Below are 8,757 nucleotides of genomic sequence, written 5' to 3' on the forward strand. Positions count from 1 at the left end.
GGGCCGGTGGGCCGGGCGCGCGGGTCGTCGGGTCATCCGGCGGTGGGGGCGGATGAACGAGGGCAGCAGAGCCATGGTGTCGACCATTGAAAGTCCGCAGGTCGGGGCGGCGCCAGAGGGACGCGGCAAGTCGTGGAAGGTTGTACGGCCGACGGTAAAGGTCCCGTAAAGGGTGAATGTGTGTCATGTGTGCGGATGCGGTGGGTCTTGTGCGGGTGCGGCGAGGGTCAGCTCCGTCGCAGCAGCCGGGTCGCGCCCGCCGCCACCGTGGTCGCCAGGACCCAGCCCGCGAGGATCATCGCCGTCGTCAGCCACTGCCAGCCGCCGCGCAGCTGCCACTGGCCCGTCTGGCCGAGGTCGATCACCGGCAGCAGCAGGTCCAGCGTGAACAGCGCCGGGCTCCAGGCCGGGTGTCCGGAGCTCACCGGCGGATGGTCGGCGTGCGCGAACGCCAGCGTGCCCGCCGCCCACAGCACCGCCATCCACACCGCGGCCCGGCCCGGCCGGTAGCCGTAGGCCACCGTCCAGTCCTGCGCGTACCCCCAGACCTTGGCGGCCGGTGGCAGCGTCTCGCGCCGCCGGCGCTGCTTGGCGAGCAGCACCTCGCGCGCGTCCTCGTCCTCACCGGCGGAGCGCAGCACCGAGGCCAGCCGCTCGTACGGCTCCGGGGCGTACTCGGCGGTGGCCGCCGCCACCCAGTCCAGGCGCCGGGTCAGCGGGAACGGGCCCTGCGGCACCAGGTTCTCGTAGGTGAACCCGCCCATGTGGAGATTGCCCGCCTCCGGCCAGCTGCTCGCCCGGTCCACCAGGTTCACCACCCGCGCGCCCGACAGCACCACCTTGCCGCGCTGCGGCTTGTCCCCGAGGAAGCGCAGCTCCGGCGTCTGCACCCGGCGCAGCGACAGCTCCTGGTCGTCGGTGAAGGAGAACCGGGCCCGCTCCAGGTCGACGGCGTCCCCGAAGCGGCCGTCGTCCAGCCGCACCCCGCCCCGGCACTCGAAGCGCTGGATGCGCGTGCCGTGCGCGGGGGTGGTGCCGCTGAGCGCCGGACCGCCCACGCCGGCCGGGGTCAGGTAGAGGGTGCGCTCGACCGTGAGCTGGGGGGCGTTCAGGGCGAACCGGGAGTGGGGGTTGGTGAGTTTCGCGCCGCGCAGGCTGAGCGAGACGCCGACCTGGGCGCCGCGCAGACTCAGCTCGCCGTGCGACTCCAGCATCTCCGCCTGGAGGTCCTGGCCGACGGTCATGCCGTCCGCCGCGATCGACCGGCCGCCGCGGTCGCGGTAGACGATCGCCTGGTTGAGTAACAGGTCGGTGCCGATCTGCGCGTCCGTCAGCCGGACCCCGCCCGGGAACCGGGAGCGCGGCAGATGCAGATCGCCCTCGGTGTGCACCCGGGCCGCCTCCAGCCGTGGCACCGCGCAGTCCACCAGGCGCACGGTCGTGAACCGGGCCTCCGGCAGCCGGATCTCCTGGTCGAAACGGCACCTCGTCAGCTCCACGTACGGCGTGACCTGGCCGCCCGCGAGATCCACCACGTCGGTGATCCGTACGCCGACGAGCTTGAGCGAGGACACCCGGCCGGCCAGCGCCGGCGGGCCGTCCAGCAGCAGCCAGCAGACGATGCGCGCCCGCACGGTCCGCTCCGGGCCCCACGGATGCCCCCCGTGCGGGTCGTCCGCCGCCGGATCCCCGCTGCTCAGGTCGTACACGCTGCCGTTGCGGAAGGCCTGCCACATGCCCGCCTCGGCCGCGGTCAGGTCGTCCGGCAGGTCCCCGGTGGCGATGCGGACGCCGGCTCCCTCGGTCACCGCTCTCCTCTCTCCGTGCCCTCTGCCTGTGCCCTGTGTTTCGTACAGCCGTTCATGCCCGTTGTGTGACCTGCCGAACACCCCGCGTGAAGCTGATCGTCCGGATTCCGGCCACCGTCTGTACCAGGCATTGGCCCGCGGAGAACGGGCTGACGGGGGTTGTCGCGTCCGCCCGCGCGACGTCAAGTACCGGGTTTTGGCCCACGGCCGTCCCGCCATTGGCCCACGCTCTGTATCAGCCACTGATACGCGCGGACGGCTCCCGACGGCGGTCTGAGAGAATTGGCACTGTGATTTCCCGAATCGATCTGCGCGGCGACGCCCTTCCCGAGGGCCCCGCCCTGCGCGACCTGCTGCCCCGAGCCGACTTCGACGTTCAGGCCGCCCTGGAGAAGGTGCGCCCGATCTGCGAGGCCGTGCATCATCGCGGCGACGCGGCGCTGATCGACTTCGCCGAGAAATTCGACGGAGTACGGCTGGAAAACGTCCGTGTCCCGGCGCAGGCGCTCACCGACGCGCTCGCCGCTCTCGACCCGGCCGTGCGCGCCGCCCTGGAGGAGTCCATCCGCCGCGCCCGGCTGGTCCACCGCGCCCAGCGCCGTACCACCCACACCACCCAGGTGGTGCCGGGCGGCTCGGTCACCGAGAAGTGGGTGCCGGTGGAACGGGTCGGGCTGTACGCGCCCGGCGGCCGGTCCGTGTACCCGTCCTCCGTGGTGATGAACGTGGTGCCCGCGCAGGAGGCCGGCGTCGGGTCCATCGCGCTCGCCTCCCCGGCCCAGGCCGATTTCGGCGGCCTGCCGCACCCGACGATCCTGGCCGCCTGTGCCCTGCTCGGCGTGGACGAGGTGTACGCCGCGGGCGGCGCCACCGCCGTCGCGATGTTCGCGTACGGCACCGAGTCCTGCCCGCCCGCCAACATGGTCACCGGCCCCGGCAACATCTGGGTCGCCGCCGCCAAGCGCTACTTCACCGGCAGGATCGGCATCGACGCCGAGGCCGGCCCGACCGAGATCGCGATCCTCGCCGACGACACCGCCGACCCGGTGCACGTGGCCGCCGACCTGATCAGCCAGGCCGAGCACGACCCGCTCGCGGCGGCCGTCCTGGTCACCGACTCCGCCGACCTGGCGGACGCGGTGGAGAAGGAGCTGGCACCGCAGGTCGCGGCCACCCGGCACGTGGACGACCGGATCGTGCCCGCCCTGGGGGGCAGGCAGTCCGCGATCGTCCTCGTGGACGGCGTCGAGGAGGGCCTGAAGGTGGTCGACGCCTACGGCGCCGAGCACCTGGAGATCCAGACCGCCGACGCCGCCGCGGTCGCCGGCCGGGTGCGCAACGCGGGCGCGATCTTCATCGGCCCCTGGGCCCCCGTCTCGCTCGGCGACTACGCGGCCGGGTCCAACCACGTCCTGCCCACCGGCGGCTGCGCCTGCCACTCCTCGGGCCTGTCCGTCCAGTCCTTCCTGCGCGGCATCCACATCGTGGACTACACCAAGGACGCGCTCGCCGAGGTCGCCCACCACGTGGTGACGCTGGCGGAGGCGGAGGACCTGCCCGCGCACGGCGCGGCGATCAAGGCGAGGTTCGGCTGGAAGGTACCCGAGAGCAAGTGACCGGCAACCCCTCTGTGTCCCGTTGGGACGAGCTGCCCATCCGTGACGAGCTGCGCGGCAAGTCCCCCTACGGCGCGCCCCAGCTGGACGTGCCCGTACGGCTGAACACCAACGAGAACCCCTACCCGCTGCCCGAAGCGCTGGTCGAGCGGATCGCGGAGCGGGTGCGCGAGGCGGCCCGCGACCTGAACCGCTACCCGGACCGGGACGCGGTGCGGCTGCGCACCGAGCTGGCCGCGTACCTGACGAAGAGCGCCGGGTACCCCCTCGGCATGGAGAACGTCTGGGCCGCCAACGGCTCCAACGAGGTCATCCAGCAGCTGCTGCAGACCTTCGGCGGGCCGGGCCGCACGGCCATCGGCTTCGAGCCGTCGTACTCGATGCACGCGCTCATCGCGCGCGGCACCGGCACCGGCTGGATCTCCGGCCCCCGGAACGAGGACTTCACGATCGACCTCGCCGCCGCCGAGCGGGCCATCGCCGAGCACAAGCCGGACGTCGTCTTCGTCACCACCCCCAACAATCCCACCGGCAACGCGGTCCCGCCCGAGACCGTCCTCGCGCTGTACGAGGCGGCGCAGGCGGCCAAGCCGTCCATGGTGATCGTGGACGAGGCGTACATCGAGTTCAGCCACGGCGCCTCGCTGCTGCCGCTGCTGGACGGCCGCCCGCACCTGGTGATCTCCCGCACGATGTCCAAGGCGTTCGGCGCCGCCGGCCTGCGCCTCGGCTACCTGGCCGCGCACCCGGCCGTCGTGGACGCCGTCCAGCTGGTCCGGCTGCCCTACCACCTGTCGGCCGTCACCCAGGCGACCGCGCTGGCCGCGCTGGAGCACACCGACACGCTGCTCGGGTACGTCGAGCAGCTGAAGGCCGAGCGGGACCGGCTGGTCACCGAGCTGCGCGCGATCGGCTACGAGGTCACCGAGTCCGACGCCAACTTCGTGCAGTTCGGCCGGTTCGCCGACGCCCACGAGGCCTGGCGGAAGATCCTCGACCGGGGCGTGCTGGTCCGGGACAACGGCGTACCGGGGTGGCTGCGGGTGTCCGCCGGCACCCCGCAGGAGAACGACGCGTTCCTCGACGCGGTACGGGAAGTGAAGAAGGAGCTGGGTTCATGAGCCGCGTTGGACGCGTGGAGCGCACCACCAAGGAGACCTCGGTGCTGGTCGAGATAGACCTCGACGGCACCGGCCGCACCGACATCGCCACCGGCGTCGGCTTCTACGACCACATGCTCGACCAGCTCGGCCGGCACGGTCTGTTCGACCTGACCGTCAAGACCGACGGCGACCTGCACATCGACTCCCACCACACCATCGAGGACACCGCCCTGGCGCTGGGCGCCGCCTTCAAGCAGGCCCTCGGCGACAAGGTGGGCATCTACCGCTTCGGCAACTGCACGGTCCCGCTGGACGAGTCCCTCGCCCAGGTCACCGTCGACCTGTCCGGCCGCCCCTACCTCGTGCACACCGAGCCCGAGAACATGGCGCCGATGATCGGCGAGTACGACACCACGATGACCCGGCACATCCTGGAGTCCTTCGTCGCCCAGGCGCAGATCGCGCTGCACGTGCACGTGCCCTACGGCCGCAACGCCCACCACATCGTGGAGTGCCAGTTCAAGGCGCTGGCCCGGGCCCTCAGGTACGCCTCCGAGCGTGACCCGCGCGCGGCCGGCATCCTCCCGTCGACGAAGGGCGCGCTGTAACCCATGACCGGTCTGTCGACCCTGCTGATCGTCGTCGGCCTCTTCCTGGTCGGCGGGATCATCTCCTTCGTCAAGCAGAAGATGCCCACCAGCCTGATCGTGCTGCTCTCGATCGGCGCCGCCCTGTGCCTGGTGGCGGGCGTCATGCGGCTGGAGGTGTGGAATTGAGCGCCCCGTCGGACAAGAAGAAGGTCGTCGTCTTCGACTACGGCTTCGGCAACGTCCGCTCCGCCGAACGCGCCCTCGCGCGCGTGGGCGCCGATGTCGAGATCACCCGTGACTTCGACAAGGCGATGAACGCCGACGGGCTGCTCGTGCCGGGCGTCGGCGCGTTCGCCGCCTGCATGCAGGGCCTGCGCGAGGCGCGCGGCGACTGGGTCGTGGACCGCCGGCTGTCCGGCGGGCGCCCCGTCATGGGCATCTGCGTCGGCATGCAGATCCTCTTCGCGCGCGGCATCGAGCACGGCGTCGAGGCCGAGGGCCTGGACGAGTGGCCCGGCACGGTCGAGCCGCTCCAGGCCGACGTGGTGCCCCACATGGGCTGGAACACCGTGGCGGCCCCGGCCGGCTCGCGGCTGTTCGCGGGCCTGGACGCCGACGCCCGCTTCTACTTCGTGCACTCCTACGCCGTCCACGAGTGGTCCCTGGAAAGCCACAACCCGGTGATCGAGGCCCCCAAGGTCACCTGGTCCACGCACGGCAAGCCGTTCGTGGCCGCCGTGGAGAACGGCGCCCTGTGGGCCACCCAGTTCCACCCCGAGAAGTCCGGCGACGCCGGCGCCCAGCTCCTCACCAACTGGATCGGAACCCTGTAGACCATGGCCAAGCTCGAACTGCTCCCCGCCGTCGACGTCCGTGACGGCCAGGCCGTCCGCCTCGTGCACGGCGAGTCCGGCACCGAGACCTCCTACGGCTCCCCGCTGGAGGCCGCCCTCGCCTGGCAGCGCGCCGGCGCGGAGTGGCTGCACCTGGTCGACCTGGACGCCGCGTTCGGCACCGGCGACAACCGCGAGCTGATCGCCGAGGTCGCCGGGGCCATGGACATCAAGGTGGAGCTGTCCGGCGGCATCCGCGACGACGACACCCTCGCCGCCGCCCTCGCCACCGGCTGCACCCGGGTGAACCTCGGCACGGCCGCCCTGGAGACCCCCGAGTGGGTCGCCCGGGTGATCGCCGAGCACGGCGACAAGATCGCCGTCGGCCTGGACGTCCGCGGCACCACCCTGCGCGGCCGGGGCTGGACCCGCGACGGCGGCGACCTGTACGAGACGCTGGAGCGCCTCGACAAGGAGGGCTGCGCCCGCTACGTCGTCACCGACATCGCCAAGGACGGCACCCTCCAGGGCCCCAACCTGGAGCTGCTGCGCAACGTGTGCGCGGCGACCGACCGCCCGGTGGTCGCCTCCGGCGGCGTGTCCTCCCTGGACGACCTGCGCGCCCTGGCCTCTCTGGTGCCGCTCGGTGTCGAAGGCGCCATCGTAGGGAAGGCGCTGTACGCGAAGGCGTTCACCCTGGAAGAGGCCTTGGAGGCTGTGTCGTCATGACGTCCGAAGCCGTACGGCGCGTGAGTAGCGGAAGTCCCTGGGAAGAGCCCTTCGGTTTCGCACGCGCCGTGGCGGCGGGCGACCGGGTGCTGGTGGGGGGCACGACGTCCTTCAAGGGCACCGTGCTGTACGGCGAGGGCGACCCGTACGAACAGGCCAAGGTGGCCTTCACCAGCGCCGTCGAGGCGATCGCGGAGTTCGGCCTCGGCATCGAGTCCGTGATCCGCACCCGGATGTACCTGACCCATGTGCGGGACGTGGACGCCGTCGGCCGGGCCCACCAGGAGCTGTTCGGCTCCGTGCGCCCGGTCTCGACCCTGCTGGTCGTCGAGGGCTTCGTCGACCCGCGCATCCTGGTCGAAGTGGAACTAGAAGCATTCAGAGGAGCCTGAGCAGTCATGACCCTGGCGGTCCGAGTCATCCCCTGCCTGGACGTGGACAACGGCCGGGTCGTCAAGGGCGTGAACTTCCAGAACCTGCGCGACGCGGGTGATCCCGTCGAGATGGCCAAGGTGTACGACGCCGAGGGCGCCGACGAGCTGACGTTCCTGGACATCACCGCGTCCTCCGGCGACCGGGAGACGACCTACGACGTGGTGCGCCGCACCGCCGAGCAGGTGTTCATCCCGCTGACCGTCGGCGGGGGCGTGCGCACCGCCGAGGACGTGGACAAGCTGCTGCGGGCGGGCGCCGACAAGGTGGGCGTCAACACCGCCGCGATCGCCCGCCCCGACCTGATCCGCGAGATCGCCGAGCGGTTCGGCCGCCAGGTGCTGGTGCTGTCGGTGGACGCCCGCCGCACCCCCGCAGGCACCTTCGAGGTCACCACCCACGGCGGCCGGCGCGGCACCGGCATCGACGCGGTGGAGTGGGCGCACCGGGCGGCGGAGCTGGGCGCGGGCGAGATCCTGCTGAACTCCATGGACGCCGACGGCACCAAGGACGGCTACGACCTGGAGATGATCGCCGCGGTCCGCAAGCACGTCACGGTCCCCGTGATCGCCTCCGGCGGCGCCGGCCGGCTCGCCGACTTCCCGCCGGCCGTCGCGGCGGGCGCCGACGCCGTCCTGGCCGCCTCGGTCTTCCACTTCGGCGACCTGCGCATCGGCCAGGTGAAGCAGACCCTGCGGGAGGCGGGACACCCCGTCAGGTAGCCGGACCGTGAAAGCCGTCGGACAGCGGGACGGCGAGAGCGAGGCCGTAGGGAGGCCCCGGCCGGACGGCCGGGGCCTCCGCGCGGGCGGATACGGCCTCGGACCGCCGTCACCGCCCCCGTGCCCGAGAGGACGCCCTCCCGCGTGACCACCACGCTCGTACCGCCCGCCCCCGCGCGCGCCCACCGCGACCCCAACGTGCTGCGCTGGCTCGGGGCCTACACCTCCTCGATGCTCGGCGACAACGTCTACTACCTCGCCCTGTCCTGGGCCGCCGTCCAGGCGGGCACCCCCGCGCAGGCCGGAGTCGTGATGTCCGTCAGCGCGCTGCCCCGGGCCGTGCTGATGCTCGGCGGAGGCGTGATCGCCGACCGGCTGGGCCCGAAGAGGGTCGTGATCGGCAGCGACGCCGTGCGCTGCGCCGCCGTCCTCGCCGTCGCCGCCCTGCTGTTCCTCACCCACCCCGGCCTGTGGCCCCTCGCCCTGCTCGGCTGCGTCTTCGGCACCGTCGACGCCGTGTTCATGCCGGCCGTGGGCGCCCTCCCGGCCCGGATCACCGGCAAGGACCAGCTTGCCCGCGTCCAGGGCCTGCGCGGCCTCGCCATCCGCGCCGCGAGCGTCGTCGGCGCCCCGCTCGGCGGCCTCGGCGTGGCCCTCGGCGGCGCCCCGGCGGCCTTCGCCCTCGCCGGAGCGCTCATCGCGTTGTCGCTGCCCCTGCTGCTGTCCGTCCGCGTACGGGACCTGCCCGCCGGTACCGAGCGCGGCGCCACCGCCTGGGCCGACCTGAAGGCCGGACTGCGCCACGTCCGCAGGCACCGGGTCCTCGGCCCCCTCATGATCGCCATCGCGCTCGGCGACCTCGGCTTCGTCGGCCCGCTGAACGTCGGCCTGACCCTGCTCGCCGACCACCGCGGCTGGGGCGCC

General features: G+C 72.5%; 10 protein-coding genes. 9 read left to right on the forward strand and 1 reads right to left on the reverse strand.

The features are described from left to right. Positions 1 to 227: 227 nt before the first annotated feature. Positions 228 to 1,808 carry an oxidoreductase gene (locus H5J33_RS14830; protein ID WP_181795381.1) on the reverse strand — a complete coding sequence of 527 codons (1,581 nt, stop codon included), beginning with the start codon at positions 1,806 to 1,808 and terminating at the stop codon, positions 228 to 230. A gap of 290 nt (positions 1,809 to 2,098) precedes the next feature. Between H5J33_RS14830 and hisD the strand changes: the two genes are divergently transcribed. The 9 genes from hisD to H5J33_RS14875 form a co-directional block, all read left to right on the forward strand. Further along, on the forward strand, positions 2,099 to 3,424 hold the full coding sequence (hisD, locus tag H5J33_RS14835; RefSeq protein WP_181795382.1) for a histidinol dehydrogenase: 1,326 nt from the start codon (positions 2,099 to 2,101) through the stop codon (positions 3,422 to 3,424). A gap of 14 nt (positions 3,425 to 3,438) precedes the next feature. Beyond that, a complete protein-coding gene (locus H5J33_RS14840; RefSeq protein ID WP_181795387.1) occupies positions 3,439 to 4,545 on the forward strand; it encodes a histidinol-phosphate transaminase in 1,107 nt (368 codons plus the stop codon). Then, on the forward strand, positions 4,542 to 5,135 hold the full coding sequence (hisB, locus tag H5J33_RS14845; RefSeq protein WP_030783530.1) for an imidazoleglycerol-phosphate dehydratase HisB: 594 nt from the start codon (positions 4,542 to 4,544) through the stop codon (positions 5,133 to 5,135). The genes H5J33_RS14840 and hisB overlap by 4 nt, the downstream gene beginning before the upstream one ends. A 3-nt stretch (positions 5,136 to 5,138) precedes the next feature. Beyond that, a complete protein-coding gene (locus tag H5J33_RS14850) occupies positions 5,139 to 5,303 on the forward strand; it encodes a hypothetical protein (protein ID WP_030605407.1) in 165 nt (54 codons plus the stop codon). After that, positions 5,300 to 5,950 (forward strand): imidazole glycerol phosphate synthase subunit HisH, encoded by a 651-nt coding sequence (hisH, locus tag H5J33_RS14855; RefSeq protein WP_181795383.1) that lies wholly within the window; start codon positions 5,300 to 5,302, stop codon positions 5,948 to 5,950. The genes H5J33_RS14850 and hisH overlap by 4 nt, the downstream gene beginning before the upstream one ends. A 3-nt stretch (positions 5,951 to 5,953) precedes the next feature. Continuing rightward, positions 5,954 to 6,679: a bifunctional 1-(5-phosphoribosyl)-5-((5-phosphoribosylamino)methylideneamino)imidazole-4-carboxamide isomerase/phosphoribosylanthranilate isomerase PriA gene (priA, locus tag H5J33_RS14860; RefSeq protein ID WP_181795384.1), complete on the forward strand. Its 726-nt coding sequence runs from the start codon at positions 5,954 to 5,956 to the stop codon at positions 6,677 to 6,679. Beyond that, positions 6,676 to 7,071 (forward strand): RidA family protein, encoded by a 396-nt coding sequence (locus tag H5J33_RS14865; RefSeq protein WP_181795385.1) that lies wholly within the window; start codon positions 6,676 to 6,678, stop codon positions 7,069 to 7,071. The genes priA and H5J33_RS14865 overlap by 4 nt, the downstream gene beginning before the upstream one ends. Before the next feature lie 6 nt (positions 7,072 to 7,077). Beyond that, positions 7,078 to 7,833 (forward strand): imidazole glycerol phosphate synthase subunit HisF, encoded by a 756-nt coding sequence (gene hisF, locus H5J33_RS14870; protein ID WP_181795386.1) that lies wholly within the window; start codon positions 7,078 to 7,080, stop codon positions 7,831 to 7,833. A 144-nt stretch (positions 7,834 to 7,977) separates the two neighbouring features. Continuing rightward, a partial coding sequence (locus H5J33_RS14875; protein ID WP_309485407.1) for an MFS transporter occupies positions 7,978 to 8,757 on the forward strand: 780 nt, incomplete at its 3' end.

The sequence above is a fragment of the Streptomyces sp. WELS2 genome (genome assembly GCF_013870595.1).
GTDB lineage: Bacteria > Actinomycetota > Actinomycetes > Streptomycetales > Streptomycetaceae > Streptomyces.